The 16,537-nt window shown below is 53.2% G+C and carries 13 protein-coding genes; 11 read left to right on the forward strand and 2 right to left on the reverse strand.

Translation table 11 applies throughout. The annotated features are described in order from the left end of the window. Positions 1 to 36 precede the first annotated feature (36 nt). The 3 genes from BM123_RS24135 (at position 37) to BM123_RS02030 (ending at position 2,957) form a co-directional block, all read left to right on the forward strand. Positions 37 to 180, forward strand: coding sequence for a hypothetical protein (locus BM123_RS24135; RefSeq protein WP_175489220.1), 144 nt, complete (start codon positions 37 to 39; stop codon positions 178 to 180). Positions 181 to 217: 37 nt separating this feature from the next. Further along, entirely contained in the window at positions 218 to 1,270 is a 1,053-nt protein-coding gene (locus BM123_RS02025) for an MlaD family protein (protein WP_090165124.1), read from the forward strand. Positions 1,271 to 1,403: 133 nt separating this feature from the next. After that, positions 1,404 to 2,957, forward strand: a complete 1,554-nt coding sequence (locus tag BM123_RS02030) for an NAD(P)H-hydrate dehydratase (protein ID WP_090165125.1) — start codon at positions 1,404 to 1,406, stop codon at positions 2,955 to 2,957. Here BM123_RS02030 and BM123_RS02035 read toward each other — a convergent pair. Continuing rightward, positions 2,925 to 4,223, reverse strand: a complete 1,299-nt coding sequence (locus BM123_RS02035) for a TRAP transporter large permease (RefSeq protein WP_090165126.1) — start codon at positions 4,221 to 4,223, stop codon at positions 2,925 to 2,927. The genes BM123_RS02030 and BM123_RS02035 overlap by 33 nt on opposite strands. A gap of 6 nt (positions 4,224 to 4,229) precedes the next feature. Then, positions 4,230 to 4,766 (reverse strand): TRAP transporter small permease subunit, encoded by a 537-nt coding sequence (locus tag BM123_RS02040; protein ID WP_245748386.1) that lies wholly within the window; start codon positions 4,764 to 4,766, stop codon positions 4,230 to 4,232. 133 nt (positions 4,767 to 4,899) lie between these two features. Between BM123_RS02040 and BM123_RS02045 the strand changes: the two genes are divergently transcribed. The 8 genes from BM123_RS02045 to BM123_RS02085 all read left to right on the forward strand — a co-directional run bounded on the left by BM123_RS02045 (position 4,900) and on the right by BM123_RS02085 (position 16,531). Next, positions 4,900 to 6,444 carry a type I restriction-modification system subunit M gene (locus BM123_RS02045; RefSeq protein ID WP_090165127.1) on the forward strand — a complete coding sequence of 515 codons (1,545 nt, stop codon included), beginning with the start codon at positions 4,900 to 4,902 and terminating at the stop codon, positions 6,442 to 6,444. 247 nt (positions 6,445 to 6,691) lie between these two features. Beyond that, the gene (locus tag BM123_RS02050; protein WP_175489221.1) at positions 6,692 to 7,876 is read left to right on the forward strand and encodes a restriction endonuclease subunit S; all 1,185 of its coding nucleotides are present in this window, start codon (positions 6,692 to 6,694) and stop codon (positions 7,874 to 7,876) included. Then, positions 7,873 to 8,856 carry a CFI-box-CTERM domain-containing protein gene (locus BM123_RS02055; protein WP_090165129.1) on the forward strand — a complete coding sequence of 328 codons (984 nt, stop codon included), beginning with the start codon at positions 7,873 to 7,875 and terminating at the stop codon, positions 8,854 to 8,856. Before BM123_RS02050 ends, BM123_RS02055 begins: the two co-directional genes overlap by 4 nt. An 85-nt stretch (positions 8,857 to 8,941) precedes the next feature. Beyond that, entirely contained in the window at positions 8,942 to 10,321 is a 1,380-nt protein-coding gene (locus tag BM123_RS02060; RefSeq protein WP_139211719.1) for an AAA family ATPase, read from the forward strand. After that, the gene (locus tag BM123_RS02065) at positions 10,314 to 10,913 is read left to right on the forward strand and encodes an RloB family protein (RefSeq protein ID WP_090165131.1); all 600 of its coding nucleotides are present in this window, start codon (positions 10,314 to 10,316) and stop codon (positions 10,911 to 10,913) included. Before BM123_RS02060 ends, BM123_RS02065 begins: the two co-directional genes overlap by 8 nt. A 129-nt stretch (positions 10,914 to 11,042) precedes the next feature. Beyond that, on the forward strand, positions 11,043 to 13,904 hold the full coding sequence (locus BM123_RS02070; RefSeq protein ID WP_090165132.1) for a type I restriction endonuclease subunit R: 2,862 nt from the start codon (positions 11,043 to 11,045) through the stop codon (positions 13,902 to 13,904). A 342-nt stretch (positions 13,905 to 14,246) separates the two neighbouring features. Further along, entirely contained in the window at positions 14,247 to 15,560 is a 1,314-nt protein-coding gene (locus BM123_RS02080; protein WP_090165134.1) for an LVIVD repeat-containing protein, read from the forward strand. Between the two features lie 146 nt (positions 15,561 to 15,706). Further along, complete coding sequence (locus BM123_RS02085; RefSeq protein WP_090165135.1) at positions 15,707 to 16,531, forward strand: hypothetical protein; 825 nt, start codon at positions 15,707 to 15,709, stop codon at positions 16,529 to 16,531. Positions 16,532 to 16,537: the final 6 nt, after the last annotated feature.

A 16,537-nucleotide genomic window follows, 5' to 3' on the forward strand; every position in this document is an offset into this window, starting at 1 on the left:
AGGCTAGACCAACAGCCGAAAATTATCGATCAAAGTATGCCCTCCCACTGCTTTCTAACGATCTTTGCACCCGCGGCCGCGCCCTACTGGCCGCTACTCTTAGTGGAAAACTACCTGACCGAAGACCCAACCATCGTTAGCGGACTTGCGTTACGGTGGGGTATCCACCGAAAAGAGTAAACGGGCAGGATCACTTTATCTATCAGCACCCACGTGTATGCGTTACGAAGTTAAAATTGGCATTCTAGCCATTGTTGCCATTGGCATGGCCTTTTGGGGTTTCAAATATATCCAGGGCAGTAATCTGTTTGACCGCTCCAACATTTATCATATCAACTATGACAATGTGGCCGGGCTGACCATCGGCACGCCCGTTCAGATCAGTGGCGTAAATGTCGGCTCGGTTGCCGACATCAGACTCGACCAACAAACCCGTCTGGTAAAAGTCACCGTAGACATCCGGCGGGGAATTAATATCCCTCCTACCACCAAAGCTTACATTTCCACCATCAGCTTGCTGGGGGAAAAAGCCATTGAGATGGAGTACGACAAACCCTGCTTTGGCGACGGCGACTGCGCCAAGAGCGATTCCTATCTCGAAGGGGCCAACAAGGGCATCCTGGCCTCCTTTATTGGTGGTGGCGACGATGATGGCGCCAGCCCCATGGAGGGTATAAAGGAAACCGTTGGCGGTGCCCTTGACAGCATCCGTTACATCCTCTTCGACGAAGAAAGTGACAACCCGATTGCCCGCTCTACCCGTGACCTGGCCGTTACGATGGAGAACCTGAAGAACTCCACCGCCCGCTTGCAGCGCATCATGGACCAAAACTCCGGTGAGCTGAATACGACCATGGACAACTTCGCCGCCCTCTCCACTACCCTGGCCGGAAAGCAGGAAACCATCGCGGGTATCATTGATAATGCCAAAGATCTGACGGGCAACCTCAGCGGATTAGAGCTGGAGCAAACCGTTGCGCAGGTAAACAGCAGTATCCAGAGCCTGCAGGGTACACTTTCCGAAGCAGACAAGGCACTCGCCGGCATCACGGAAGTGATGAGCAGCGTTAAGGACGGCGAAGGCACCCTCGGAAAGCTTATGACCGACGATGCCATCTACGAACGCCTCAACCGCGCCAGTCTTGCCGCTGATACCCTGCTGACGGACCTGCAGGAACGCCCCTACCGCTACGTCCCCTTCAAGAGTCGTAAGCGCGTGCTGAAGTTTGACCGGAAAGACGCGGAGTTAGCGGAAGAAAACAATCAGTAGCCTTTCTCCCATCCCGTTTGGGCACCTTACCACAACCGAAAACGGATCAGACTGGTAGTCACTTCGCTAAGCAACTTACCCCTGCCTACGGATCCGGGACGCGATTTTAAGCCTTTATAAATAGCATCACCCCATGAGAATTCTATCTGCTGAGCAGGGAAGAGCCCTTGACGAAATGACCGTCATCTCCCAAAAAATCCGCAGTCAGGACCTGATGGAACGCGCCAGCCAGGCTTTCGTCGAAGTATTCAACCGACGTTTCCCCAACCGGGACCGCCCCGTTCTCATTTTTGCCGGTACGGGAAACAATGGAGGAGATGGCCTGGTAATTGCCCGATTGCTGCATAACCTGAGCTATAATGTTCGTGTCATTCAGTTGATGATCGGCCAGCGCAGTCCGGATAACTCCGTGAACTGGGACCGGCTATGGAATTTATCCGTAAAACGGGACGAGCTTTGGGAAGGGCAGGAACTCCCGGTCCCGCATGACAACGTTATTCTGATTGACGCCATATTCGGCACGGGGCTCAACCGTCCCGTTACCGGTTACTGGGCTGAACTCTTTGACCACCTTAACCAACAGCAGGTGTACCGGGTAGCCGTTGATGTTCCCAGTGGTATGTATACGGACAAAGCCTCCGATGGAATTATTCTGCGGGCGGACCTGACCATTAGCCTTGGCTACCCCAACCTTGCCCTTTTCGCCCCTTCGAATGCTGCTAACTGCGGTGAGTTCCTCTACGCACCTTTTTCGCTGTCGTCGCCTGAACTGGTAAAAGATTTTGGGCAATACGCCCAACAAAACTTTCTCAACACGGCGGCGGAGATGAAAAAGCTGCTGAAGCTCCGTCATTCCAACGATCACAAAGGCACCTTTGGCCACGCCCTGCTGGTCGCCGGTGCTTTCGGTAAAATGGGCGCTGCCGTTATTGCCGGGCGGGCGGTACTCCGCGCAGGAGCGGGTTTACTCACCTGCCACATACCCCGAAACGGATATGACATCATGCAAATCAGTTTCCCGGAGGCCATGTGCGAAGTGGACGCTCACCGCTATCACACCACGGAGGTAGGGAATACGGATTCCTACCGGACAATCGGTATCGGGCCGGGCATTGGTCAGGACCCTTTAACGGCCAGAGCGATGCGCGACTTGATCCATCATTATGACCGGCCAATGGTGGTGGATGCCGATGCGCTTAACCTCATCAGCAAAGAGCCCGGACTACTGGAGCTACTGCCCGACAATAGTATCATTACTCCTCACCCGAAGGAGTTTGCGCGGCTGTTCGGAGAGGCAAAAGACGATTGGGCCCGGTGGCAGGTGCAAAGGGAGGTTGCCAAAAGCAAAGGGCTGATTGTTCTGCTCAAGACCGGCTACACCAGCATTGCCCTCCCGGATGGTTCTTTGTTTTTCAACCCAACCGGAAACCCCGGCATGGGTACCGCGGGCACGGGAGACGCCCTGACGGGCGTCCTGACCGGCCTCCTGGCCCAGGGCTACGCCCCGGCGGACGCCGCTCGCCTCGGCGTCTACCTTCACGGTCTGGCCGGAGACATCGCCGCTGAGCGCCTGGGGCAGGAGTTTCTGCTGGCGGAGGATGTAGTGAACCATTTAGGACGAGCCTTCAAGGCCTTACGTCAGCAAACTCACAAGCTAGCGAACCCCGAGCCACTCGGGGAAGAATAACACCAGCACCAGCAGCAGCACCTGGATGAGGAGAAAGGGCATAATGCCCTTGTAGAGATGAACGGTTTTCACCTCCGGAGGGGCAACCCCTTTCAGGTAAAACAGCGCGAAACCGAAGGGTGGCGAGAGAAAACTCGTTTGCAGATTAATGCCCAACAGAATCCCCAGCCAGATCAAATCCGTCCCGTAGCCCACAAAAATGGGCGTTACTACGGGAACGATGATAAAGACGATCTCAATAAAATCAATGAAGAAGCCTGCAATAAAGACCACCACCATCACCAGGGCCAGAAACTGATATTCGGCCAGGTTGTTTTGCTCGATGAGGCTGACCAGAAAGGAATCTCCGCCCAACTCGCGGAACACCAGCGAGAAAGTGGTTGCTCCCAGCAGGATCATAAAGACCATCGAGGTCAGGTGGGTCGTTGACTGGCAAACCTCCTTAACGGTCTGCCAGCTGAGTTGCCCCTGGGAGAGGGTTAACAGCGCCGCGCCGCCGGCGCCGATGGCCGCCGCCTCCGTCGGCGAGGCCCAACCCGCCAGAATAGAGCCCAATACGGCTACAATCAACAGCAAAGGCAGGAAAAGGCTCTGGAGCAGGCGCTTGAAAAAAGCGCCATTCCAGGGCTGGTTGTCTTTGCTACCGGCGGGAAATAGCTTTGGCCGCAGCAGGCCAAGAATGAGCACGTAGAGGACGTAAGCCCCGACCAGCAGTAAGCTTGGAATCAGGGCAGCCTTAAACAACTTACCGACGGACACCCCCAGCACCGAGCCCAGCAGCACCAATACAACGGAGGGCGGAATGATTTGCCCCAGTGTACCGGAGGCGGCAATTACCCCGGTGGACACCGTTGGCGGGTAGCCACGCTTTAGCATCGGAGGCAAGGAGATTAAGCCCATCGTAATCACGGTTGCCCCAACGATCCCGGTCGATGCGGCCAGCAGGGCCCCGACAACAATTACGGAGACCGCCATACCGCCACGGATACGGCCAAAGAGCTCCGCCATCGTTCGAAGCATTCGCTCGGCCAGCCCGCTTTTCTCCAGCATGATCCCCATAAATATGAACAGAGGAACGGCCAGTAGCACGCCGTTTTCCATAACCCCCATCACCCGGTTGGGAAGAAGAGTAAGGACGGCCGGCTCCAGGAAGCAAAAGGCGTAGAGTAGTGATAAACCACCCAGCGTGAAGGCTACCGGGTAACCGTAGAGTACCAGCAGAAAAATGCTGACAAAAAGAATCAGGGCTAGAATGGCGAGGCTCATGTCAGTTTATTCAGCTTCGTCTTCCCGCAGTTTCCACTCTTCGGGATCGGGTTCAAAATAGACGGTTAAGCCCGTGGCGATGGCTTGCAGTATCAACAGGCCCGCCATGAGCGGAATCATCGATTTTATCGGGAAGAAATACGGAATCCCGTTAGGGTTAGGACTCCCCTCCCCACTCGCCCAGGCCTCGGCGGCATAATGGCCGCCGGTGTAGAGCAACACAATCGCCCAGGGCAGGAGGAAGAAGATCGTCCCGGCCAGGTTTACCGCCCGTTTGTCGTAGTGGCTGAATCGCTCATAAAACAGGTCTACGCGGACGTGCTTGTCCTGCTGCAAAGCATACGGAATGCCCAGCAGAAAAATGATGGCAAACAAATGCCACTCCAGCTCAACGACCCATGTTCCCGTCAGGGAGAAGAGCGTCCGCAGGCTAACGTCAATGACAATCAGGGCAATGAGCAGCAGGTTAAGCAGGCCGGCGGCTTTGCCGACGGTGGCGACCAGGCTTTCAATGGAGTTGATGAGTTTTTCAGGTTTTTTCACGGGTTAAAGATAGGGTGTGAGGCGTGGAGAGCGCCAGCAAATTAAATGTACCAACTTTCAGTTTTTCCAACTTAAAATAATTTTTCATGCATTTTGAAAGTTAGTTCTCCTAAGGCTTTCTACCTTTACATCCATGTCCGAACACCACCGCAAACAACTCGAAACCCAACTCTGGAACATCGCCAACACCCTCCGCGGCCGTATGAACGCCGATGAGTTCCGCGACTACATTTTAGGGTTCATCTTCTTCAAGTACCTCTCCGAAAAACAGCGTACCTACGCCAATAAAATCCTGAAGGCCGATAAGCTCTCCTACAAAGAGGTACCTGATCATCCTCAGGCCGACGCCGTGCTCGAAGCCGTCCGTACCGCTTCGGTAGATAAGCTTGGTTTCTTCCTCCCCCCGGCCGACCTCTTCGGAACCCTCGCCGCCAAAGGCGGAGACATCCTCGAAGACGTCAAGCGTATCCTCCGCGATATCGAGCAGTCCACCATGGGCCACGAGTCCGAAGACGATTTTGACCACCTCTTCGAGTCCATCAACCTCGACGCCTCCAAACTCGGCAAAACCTACAACGACCGCAACGGCGCCCTGGTCGATATCTTCCGCGCCCTGGATAAAATCGACTTCCAGCTCGACGATACCGAGTCCGACATCCTCGGCGACGCCTACGAATACCTCATCGGTAAATTCGCCAGCGGAGCGGGCAAAACGGCCGGCGAGTTCTACACACCCCAGCAAGTCTCCAAGATCCTCGCCAAACTCGTCACCACGGGTAAGGACCGCATCAAATCCGTCTACGACCCCACCTGTGGCTCCGGCTCCCTCCTCCTCCGCGTCACCAAGGAGGTGAAGAAGTTCGGCATGATCTTCGGCCAGGAAATGAACCCCACCACCTACAACCTGGCGCGGATGAACATGATTCTCCACGATGTCAATTACCGCAATTTCGACATCCGCAACGAAAACACCCTCACCGAACCCCAGCACCCCGGCGAACGCTTCGAAGCCATCGTAGCCAACCCGCCCTTCAGCGCTAAATGGAAGCACACCCCGATCCTGCAAGATGACGAGCGCTTCAGCAAGGTCTCCAAACTCGCCCCCCAGAGTAAGGCCGACTTCGCCTTCATCCAGCACATGGTGCATCACCTCGACGACAACGGACAAATGGCCGTCGTCGCTCCCCACGGTGTACTGTTTCGGGGCGGTGCCGAGGCCCTCATCCGCCGCTTCCTCATCGAAGACCGCAATTTCCTCGACGCCGTCATCGGCCTGCCCGCCAACATCTTCTACGGCACCAGCATCCCCACCTGTATCCTCGTCTTCAAGCGCTGTCGCGAGCATCCCGAAAACGTCCTCTTCATCGACGCCAGCCGCGAGTTTGAAAAAGAGAAGAACCAGAACGAGCTTTCCGACGAGCACGTTCGGGTCATCGTCGATACCTACCGCGAACGCGTAGAACAAGACAAGTACAGCTACCTGGCCAGCCTGGAAGAGATCGCCGAAAACGACTACAACCTCAACATCCCCCGCTACGTCGACACCTTTGAAGAAGAAGAGCCCGTCGACCTGGCCGCCGTCAGCAAGGAACTCCGCGAACTGCAAACCGAGATCAGCGGCATCGATCAAGAGATTGCCGGCTTCTGCAAAGAACTCGGCATTGATACGCCCTTCTAGCTCCCGCTCATCCGCTGTATCTTTTGGCCTGACGCAGTCGGCCAAAAGTTCAGCGGATGCGTCGGGAGCGGGCTACTTACCCTGCACCTGCGGCCGCGCCCCGCAAAACGCAAGCAGGTAAAGCCATATCAAATTAAATCCTTCAACGTGCGGCAACGACTACACTACTACCGCCTACACAACTACAGTACTATTCAGACGGCGCGGCCGCAGGATGCAAAGCACGTTTTTTAAAAAGCAAAGTAAGATGAAAGATCAGTTGGTACCGGAGTTACGGTTCGAGGAGTTTGAGGGGGAATGGGAGCAAAAAAATGCTAGATCAATATTTGCCTTCTCAAAAGGCAAAGGGTTAAGTAAGAAGGATGTATCGGACGATGGATCAACTCCTTGTATTCGATACGCTGAATTGTATACGAGATACAATGAGGTGATTAATGAGGTCTATTCTTTCACAAATATCAACCCAACAGAATTAGAGTTGAGTAAAGAGAATGATGTAATTATCCCCGCCTCAGGTGAAGACAGGCATGATATTGCTGCTGCTGCATGTATAATAAAGTCAGGAATTGGACTCTCTGGTGACATTAATATAATTCGCCATAGTCAAGAGGGGCCTTTTTTAGCTTATTATTTGAACAACGCGGCCAAATCGAGTATAGCTAAACTGGCTCAAGGCACATCAGTTGTTCACCTTTACAAGAGCCAACTGCAAGAACTCAAACTCAACCTCCCCACCCTCCCCGAGCAACAAAAGATCGCCACCTTCCTCTCCCTCGTAGACCGGCGGCTGGCGGCCGCGCGGCGGCGGGTGGAGGTGTTGGAGGAGTGGAAGCGCGGGGTTGCTAAATCCGTTTTCTCTAACATAGATTCATCAGCGTACGTTTCTCTCAGTGGTGTATGCAAATTTTCTAGAGGAGGCACTTTATCAAAAGCGGACTTAGTCGTTGACGGAGATTATCCATGTATTCACTACGGTGAACTATTTAGCAAGTATCAAGCCGTAGCAAACGTTATAATTAGTTCGACAAATAGCAAAGGAGGAAAGTTGATTCCAGAAGGATCGGTAGTTATGCCAACATCGGATGTAACTCCCGTTGGATTAGCTACAGCTACTTACATCAAGCAAAGTGATGTGTACGCGGGAGGGGACATCAACATCCTGACTCCTAATGATGGTATAGACGGGACATACCTGAGTATGTATTTAAACTATGATAAGCAAAGTATTGTAAAACTCGTAACGGGAACTACCGTCAAACATATCTACATAAGCGATATAAAAACGCTCAAAATCCCCTTCCCTCCCCTTTCCGAACAAACCCGCATCGCCCGTATTCTCACCACCATCGACGCCCGCATCACGGCCGCTCAAAAAGAGGTAGCGGGATGGGAGGAATGGAAGCGGGGGTTGTTACAAAAAATGCTGGTATGATATCCGAAGAAGGTAAAGACTATATGGAGCGGGTGCGGCCGCTCTTCGACTATGGTAAAGAGTACGTGCTGTTCAAGACGAGCGGCACACCGATCGACTCCCCACTGGAGCGCCTACGACTTGGGGAGGACCTGAACCTCTACGTACCGCACCTGGCGGCCTACCTGTTCTATTTTACGGAGATGGCGGGCGCGCCGCACGACTACGCGATGTCTTTCATCGGTATCAAAACCGATAAAGTATCGGAGTTGACGGAAACCGGCCACGAGTTGCACCACAGCTACGGTGCCATCCGGCAAATGTATGAAAGCCCGGGCATGGCTCCTTTGCTGGAACAATTGGGTAAAATGGAAACCATTTTGTTCCTGCTGTCTTCCTTCCCCGGCAAGAGTAACTATACGCACACGCCCATCGACCCGAAGTTTGAAGACATCCGTACTTTTTTCGGTTACGTCGAGGAGCTGATGGCGTACTTCAACCAACGGCAGCTAGAAGAATATCACGAACGTCAGGCTAAGCAAGCCCAGCAAAAGAAAAACCCGGAAGAAGCCCAGCAAAAGACGCAACCCGATCAACCTTCGCGTACCGAAGAGGAGCAAAAAATGATCGACGTTGTCCTCAAAGAACTCAGAAAAACCGCCGAAGCGGAGAACGCGCCCAACACCCCAACGGAAGAAGACGCCGCTAAAATTGTCAAAATCATAAGGGACGGAACGGAAAACATCGGGAAGTTTAAGCCTCCGCCCTCAAAAGATTGTTTCGTAGCTACCGCCGTCTACCAAAACCCCGACCACCCCCAGGTCGACGCGCTGCGCCGCTGGCGGGACGGGGCGCTGCGGCGGTCGGTGGCCGGGCGGATGTTTATAAGGTGGTACTACCGGGTTGGTCCGCACCTGGCAAAGGGGGTTGAACTCATGCCTGGAAGCCGGGGGGTGCTGCGTTGGGTTTTGGATGGGGTGGTGAGGGTCGTTAGGTGGTAGTGCTTGATCGCAAGCTGCTGAAAAATGTGATTTCATCACGTTTATCTTTGCTTGATCGCCAAAACGAGTAACTTTAGGGTGCATTTTGCGTTATCAACGTGACAACTACCCGAACATGCTACTACGCTTCGTCGTTGAAAACTTCCTTTCCTTTTCGGATGAACTAGACTTCACGCTTTTCCCGTATACACGCTTGCGGGAAAAAAAGGACCACATCTATCGTACCCCTGAGGTTGACCTGCTAAAGACCGCCGCCATTTACGGAGCGAATGGTTCCGGCAAATCGAATCTGGTTAAGGCTATGGCCTTCCTGCGGGATTTTGCGGTCCTGGGCGATCTGCACCAGGGGCATGGCCTTGCCGGTCCTTTCCGGCTCGACGCTGACCGGCTCAAACAGCCTTCCCACTTTGAGATCGAGTTTTTGCATGAAGGCACTTACTATGGCTATGAGGTACACGCAACCCGTTCTCGGGTAGTCGTCGAAAAATTATCTATTCTGCATCCCGGAAAAGATGAACGGGAAGTACTTTTTAGCCTTTTGGTTGTAGACGGGGAACATAAGGTAGATATTCACCCGCGTTACCAACAAAGCGAGGAGGACAAGGCCCGCATCAATTTTTTCCTGGAGGAGTTTCTTACTCCGACCGCCTCTTTGCTCCGTGTCCTTGCCCGCAACAATGCCTTCCCCGAGATGCAGCAAGCCGTGAACTGGCTGCGTAATCACTTTATCGTCATACAACCGCACGATAACTTCATCAACATCGCGGAGGTGCTGTATAAAGACGAGGGCTTCCGGGCTTTTGGGCTCAACCTCCTCAAAACGATGGATACCGGCGTGACGGATATGGCCCTGGACCGAATGCCGTACGAAACATTTTTTGGTTTAGACGACGAGCAAAAGAAGCAGGAAGCACTCGCAGCTTTACACCAGGGGCATGACTACATAAAAATGAATGTTCACGGCGAGGAACTTCTCTTACGGCTGGAGGAGGAAGAGGTGGTGGTGTACCGGGCGGTACTGTTCCACGAAGCGGAGGACGGTACCCTCATCAAATTTTCTATCCGGGAAGAGTCCGACGGTACCCGGCGCGTACTGGACTTTCTTCCGGTTTGGAGAACGCTAAAAAGTGCTCCCGCAGCAATTGTTATCGACGAAATAGGCAGATCGTTACACCCCAGTCTTCTCGATCACCTGATCAGAATCTTCATGAATAACGAGACGCGGGGGCAACTCATTTTTACTACCCACGAGGATAATTTGCTTAGTCAGGAGGTTTTTCGCCGCGATGAAATCCACCTGATGAACAAGACGGCCAAAGGCAATAGTGAGGCCTACCCCTTAAGTGATTTTAAATCACGGAACGATACCGACCTCCAGAAAAACTACCTCTTCGGTCGTTTTGGCGGCACCCCTCGGCTTGGCCACTATTTTACGTTAGAACAAAGAGCCGCCGTAAATGAGTAAGCGACGAGGATATAAGCGAACAGGTGGCGCGTTTCGGGACCGCAGAACCTTCGTCATCGTAACGGAAGGCGCCGTTACCGAGGTGGATTATTTTACCCGGTTAGCAGCGCAGCAACGTAGGGTTATGGTTAAGGTATTACCACCTACGGATCGCACCAGCTCGGCTCCCGTCCACGCGCTACGCCGGGCGGTGGAATTTGTGACCAAAGGGCAGTTAGAACCTGACGACCAATTATGGATCGTTCTGGACACCGACCGGTGGGGAGACAAACAGCTTATGGAGGTTCGCCGGGCTTGTGATGATAAAGGCTGGGGGTTGACGATTAGCAACCCCTGCTTCGAACTGTGGCTTTATTTGCACTATGAAGACCTTCCCGAAAATTTCTCAGGAGGGAGTCAAAACATGAAAGCAGCGTTAAAGGAAGTGTGTCAGGCAAACAATGGCTATCAGGTGGATGATGCACTGAATAACTTACCGAAAGCCATTGAACGGGCTATTGCACTTGATAGCCGCACCGACTTACTTCTTCCTCCACGTAACGTGACCCAGGTTTATCGCCTGGCGCGGGCCATTCAAAACTTCATGGAATAAGAGTATTTCTTTATTTCATTCACACCCAATTCCTGCAATAAGTACTTTTCGAAAGTATTTTTTTACTTTCCCAGAACTCATTTTACACAAACGATTTTCACCACTACCCTACTATATTTCCCCCGCCCCATGCCCCAATCTGAACAGCAACTAGAAAACCAGCTCATCGCCCAACTCACCGGGCTGGGTTATGAACGTGTCCGCATCCCTGACGAGGTGGCCCTGTTCGCCAACTTGCGCCTGCAACTCGGAAAGCACAACGAGTGTACCTTCACCGATACCGAGTTTGACCGCATCCGGACTGCACTTAAAACCGGCAACGTTTTCGACCGCGCCACCGCCTTGCGCGATAAAGTCCAGTATCTCGATGACGCTGGTGAGGTCCGCTATCTCCGGCTAATGAATACCGAGGAGTGGTGCCAGAACCAGTACCAGGTTGCCAATCAGATTGCCATCACTGGCAAAAGACATAACCGCTACGATGTCACGCTACTCATCAACGGACTTCCGCTCGTCCAGATCGAGCTGAAACGCCGCGGCGTCGAACTGTCTCATGCTTTCAAGCAGATCAACCGCTACCACAAAGACACTTTCCCACGTGCAGCCGATGGGCTGTTCCAGTATGTCCAACTCTTCGTTATCTCTAACGGAAACAACACAAAATACTACGCCAATAACCGAACGCAGACCTACGCACAAACCTTTACCTGGGCTACACCGGACAATAAAAAGATCAACGTTCTGGCTGATTTCGCTGACGCATTCCTGGAGAAGTGTCACGTCTCAAAAATGATCGCTAAGTACACCGTTCTTCACCAAACAGAGCGGATTCTGATGGTACTACGGCCTTATCAGTACTACGCAGCAGAAGCCATTCAGCGTCGTGTCCGGGAATCCAATGATAATGGCTACATCTGGCACACCACCGGTAGCGGAAAAACCCTGACCAGCTTCAAGGCAGCCCAACTCGTTCTGGAACTGGAGGAAGTAGATAAAGTTGTCTTCGTAGTTGACCGCAACGACCTCGATTACCAGACCACCAAGGAATTCGACCACTTCGAGAAAGGCAGCGTTGATGGTACCGACAATACCCGCGAGCTGGTAAAACACCTCAACGACCCCAACAAGAACTTCCTGGTCACCACCATCCAAAAATTGAACAACGCAATCCTCCGGCCCCGACACCTGCGAACGATCAATGCGTTAAAGGACTCCAAGATTGTCTTTATTTTTGACGAGTGCCACCGCAGTCAGTTTGGCAAAACTCATAAACGCATTACCGAACACTTCACCAATGCGCAACTCTTCGGGTTCACCGGCACGCCCATCCTGGCCAAGAACGCGACCCGCAACGAGCACGGCAAGCGAACGACACTCGATCTTTTTGATCGTCGGCTCCATTCCTACCTGATCACCGACGCCATTCGCGACAATAACGTCCTCCGTTTCAGCGTCGAATACGCCGGTCGTTACCGCCAAAAAGACGGTGCCGAGGTGGACATTGAAGTAGAGGGTATCAACCGCCGAGAGCTGATGGAAGACGAAGACCGGGTAAGGAAGATCGTCGACTATATGCTCGCCTATCACGACGTCAAGACCCACCAGAAAAAGTACACCGCAATATTCTGTGTGGCTTCCGTCTCTTTGCTCATCAAATACTACGATGAACTTCGCCGCCGCTTCGAAGCCGGGGAGCACAAACTACGCGTCGCCACTATCTTCACCTGGCAAGCCAACCCGGACGACCCAGACGCCGATGGCTACAGTTATTCCCCCGACGAGGACCTCGAAGACATGGAACACTCCGCGAGCCACCGGGACAAGCTCGAAACGTACGTCAAGCACTACAATCAGCAGTTCGCGACCAGCCACTCCGTCAAGGACGGAAAATCTTTCGATACCTACCGGAAAGACATAGCCAAGCGTATCAAGGAGCGAGAATACAAAAAAGCAAAGGAGGCCGACCGCGTCGACATTCTACTCGTAGTAAACATGTTCCTCACCGGCTTCGACGCTAAAGCCGTCAACACTCTTTACGTTGATAAGAACCTAAAGCACCACGGACTAATTCAGGCCTACAGCCGCACGAACCGGATTTTCACAGAAGACAAGAGCCACGGCAACATCGTCTCCTTCCGCAACCTCAAACCTGCTACCGACGAGGCCATCGGGCTCTTCTCCGACGCCGACGCCCGCGAAACTATCCTCCTGGCTCCTTACGGTGATTACGCCGAAGATTTCCGCAACGCCCTGGAAACCCTTCGCAGCATAACCCCTACTCCCGCCAATGTCGATGATCTCACCGACGAAGAGGAAGACTACAACTTCATCCTCGCCTTCCGCGCCCTGATCCGCCTCCTCAATGTACTACAAAGCTTCTCCGACTTCTCTTGGGACGATCTCGGTATCGATGAACAAGAATTCGCTGATTTCCGGGGCAAATACCTCGACCTCAACGAAGAGGTCCGCCGCCTCGCCCAAACCAATCCGGTATCGATTCTCAACGACGTAGATTTTGAGGTAGAACTGATTCGCCGCGACCGCATCAACGTCCGCTATATCCTCCGGCTCCTCGCCGAACTCAACCGGGCACGCCCGGAAGACAGGGAGCGCCGCCGAAGTCAGATCACCACCCTACTCACTGGTGAAGTACAACTGCGTAGTAAGCGCGAATTAATCGAGGAGTTCATCGACCAGCACCTTCCCCCTCCAGGCTCCAGCGAACAGGAAATGGAAGTAGCTTTTGCTGAATACTGGGATAAAAAGAAAGAAGCAGTCCTAAGCCGTATTAGCGTAGCCGAAGGCATCCCGGCAGAGGTGCTTCGTCGCGTCATTGATGAGTATCTCTACGATGGTCAGATTCCCTCGAAAGACTATTTGATAAGTGAGTTGGAAGAACAACCCAGCATTTTATCCCGGGCTGCCGTTGGCGAACGATTGCTGGAAGCCATGTTGGGAGTAGTTGAGGTATTTGAGGAAGGAGTAGAATAAGCTTTAGTACCAGGGTATTCCGTTTATTAAGGTTGGAGGCGTGACACTTTTTAGCGGGCCAGCTTAAAGAGTTTTTTTGCACAGGTCTGGGTTTCGCTTTGCGGCTGCGACGATTACCCCAGACAAGGCTTCCGAACATGAGGAGTTCCCTGATTCTATTTCCCCCTCTGCTCTCCATCCCCTCCCCCGCACCCGCGTCCGCGCCCACTGAGGCTAAAGGCCTGGGATGGGCTGGGGCTTCCTAAAAAAATCTTTGCCCCCCCACCAACGCCCCCTCCCTCCCCCACCGTCTTAGCAGTCATAACCAGGAAGCCAAGCCGCTTCCAACATAAAATGAACCCGATGAAAAACATTTTCACCCTTATGATGCTGGCTTTGATGGCTGTTGGCCTCAGCAGTTGCCTTGAAGAGTCTTGCGAAGAGAACCGCCTGGTACAGGGCTTTACCCCGATAACCGTTACGGCAGACAGCTGGAGATCCTCTTCTTTCTTCTGTGGTGTACCGCAGCCCGTTTGCGAAGGCACCAGCTTCTACGTTTACGAGCAGTACCTCTTTATGATGGAAGGCACGCAGGGCCTCCACATTTTTGACAATAGTGACTCCAACAATCCGGTTCCCGTCACCTTTATGGAAGCTCCTGGCGGACAGGGCCTCTCCGTCCGTAATGACATTCTGTACATGAATCAGTATACCGACCTGGTGGCCTTTGACCTCAGCGACCCCACAAAACCAGCCCTGGTAGGCCGCACTGAAGATGTTTTTGAGCCCTACAGCGTCTTCGCCCAGGTGCTTCCCAATGACGAATTTGTCGTAGACTGGGAGCCGACCAATGAGCGGCGGGTCATTGATTGTAGTTCCGAGAACTTCAGTCGCGATGTTTTCTGGGACCGTGGCATCGCCTTTGCCTCCAATGAAAATGCCCTGAGTTTTGATTCCAACCGTTCCGGCGCGGTGTCCACCCCTTCCGGCGGAACGCCGGAAACCGTAGGCACTGGCGGCAGCCTTGCCCGCTTCACGATCGCCAACAGTACGCTCTATGCCGTTGACGATAACAGCCTGAAAGCTTTTGATCTCTCCGACCCCAACCAACCCGAATACAAAATAAACATTAATCTTGGCTGGGGTATTGAAACCATCTTCCCCGCCGGAGACGAACTCTACATTGGCTCCACCACGGGCATGCACATCTTCAGTATCGCCGATCCGCTCCAGCCAGAGCTACTCTCCACCTTCGAGCATGTTCTGAGCTGCGACCCCGTAGTCGTCAGTGGCGACCTGGCCTACGTTACCCTCTGGGGTGGCCGGGACTGTGGCTCCGTCGGTGACCAACTGGAAATTATTGACGTCAGCGATCCCCGCAATCCTACTTCCCTGCAGGTCACCCCCATGAGTTCCAGCCATGGGCTCGGCGTAGCCGAAGGAAAACTCTTCCTCTGCAGCCAGTGGGAAGGCTTAAAGGTCTTTGACCTGGACGACAACGGATTACTGGGAGAACAGCTGGACCACGTTACGGGCATCAACGCCCGCGATGTCATCGTCCTCCCTCAGGATAACGACCTCATCGTACTCGGCTATTTCCAGGACGGAATCCAGCAATACGACTACGATGACAACGGAAAGCTCACCGAAACGAGCCGAATTTCTGTATGTGATTAAAAGGTTAATATCCCCGTGGCGGGAAGAATGGTATACCTTAGTGAACGCCCGACCCTGAACAAGTCAGCCCGTTAACATTCATCTTCCCTGTTTCTCCTCCTTCCCGGCCACGGGTTTTTATTAAATTACCGGCAAAGCCTAATCACATGCGCCAGTCTGTTTTCTTTTTTCTCTTTCTTTTCACCCTCTCCCTTTCCGCTCAGCAGTTGGCAAAGGAATACATTGACGTGGTATACTTTGTGGGGGGAGGCTCCTACGAAGGCACTATCCTCGAGTATAAATATGGAGATAAAGTAGTCTTTGTCAATGAGGTAGGAGACCTGAAAGAATTCGACTGGGTAGACATCAAGCGCGTTAATTTCCGGTTGGACAAGGACCGCCTCCAGGAGCTATCCATTCCCAGCAGAACAAACGATCAGCAGGAGGCCACCTCCCTTGAGGAGTTGGATAAGGCATTCATCCCTTCCCGCAAAACCCGCCATCAACTCACCGGGGCCATCAGTCTGGGCCGTAACAGCAGTAGCCGCTTTGGTCCCAGCACAACCATTGGCGGTAGTTTCGGCTACCACCTGATTCGTCAGGTAGCCTTTCTGAATGTCGGCCTGGGGCTGGATGTCAGCCTGATGAGCCAAACCCGAGGAGAAAACGTTGGTGCCGGCACCCTTCAGCTGGAGGTTCCCATCGGCAAGAAGAAGCTCCGTCCTTTCTTCCGTTTCGAGACCGGGCCAACTTATCCCTTCGGCTCCCTGAGTACGGAAGATGAAGTCTCTGACCGGAAAGTAACCGTTCTTTACCATCCGTCCATCGGGGTAGAGTTTGCGCCACCCAAAGATGGCTGGGGCAGCCTGGTATTCGATTTGGGCTACCGTTTTCTGGATAGTCGATTCACCGTTACCACCTTCACGCTTGACGTCGTTGAGCGCAATATCCAATACCGTCGCCTCGTGCTTCGTGGTGGCATACGGTTTTAAAACAGC

The sequence above is a fragment of the Neolewinella agarilytica genome (assembly GCF_900110645.1).
In the GTDB taxonomy this organism is placed as follows: Bacteria; Bacteroidota; Bacteroidia; order Chitinophagales; family Saprospiraceae; genus Neolewinella; species Neolewinella agarilytica.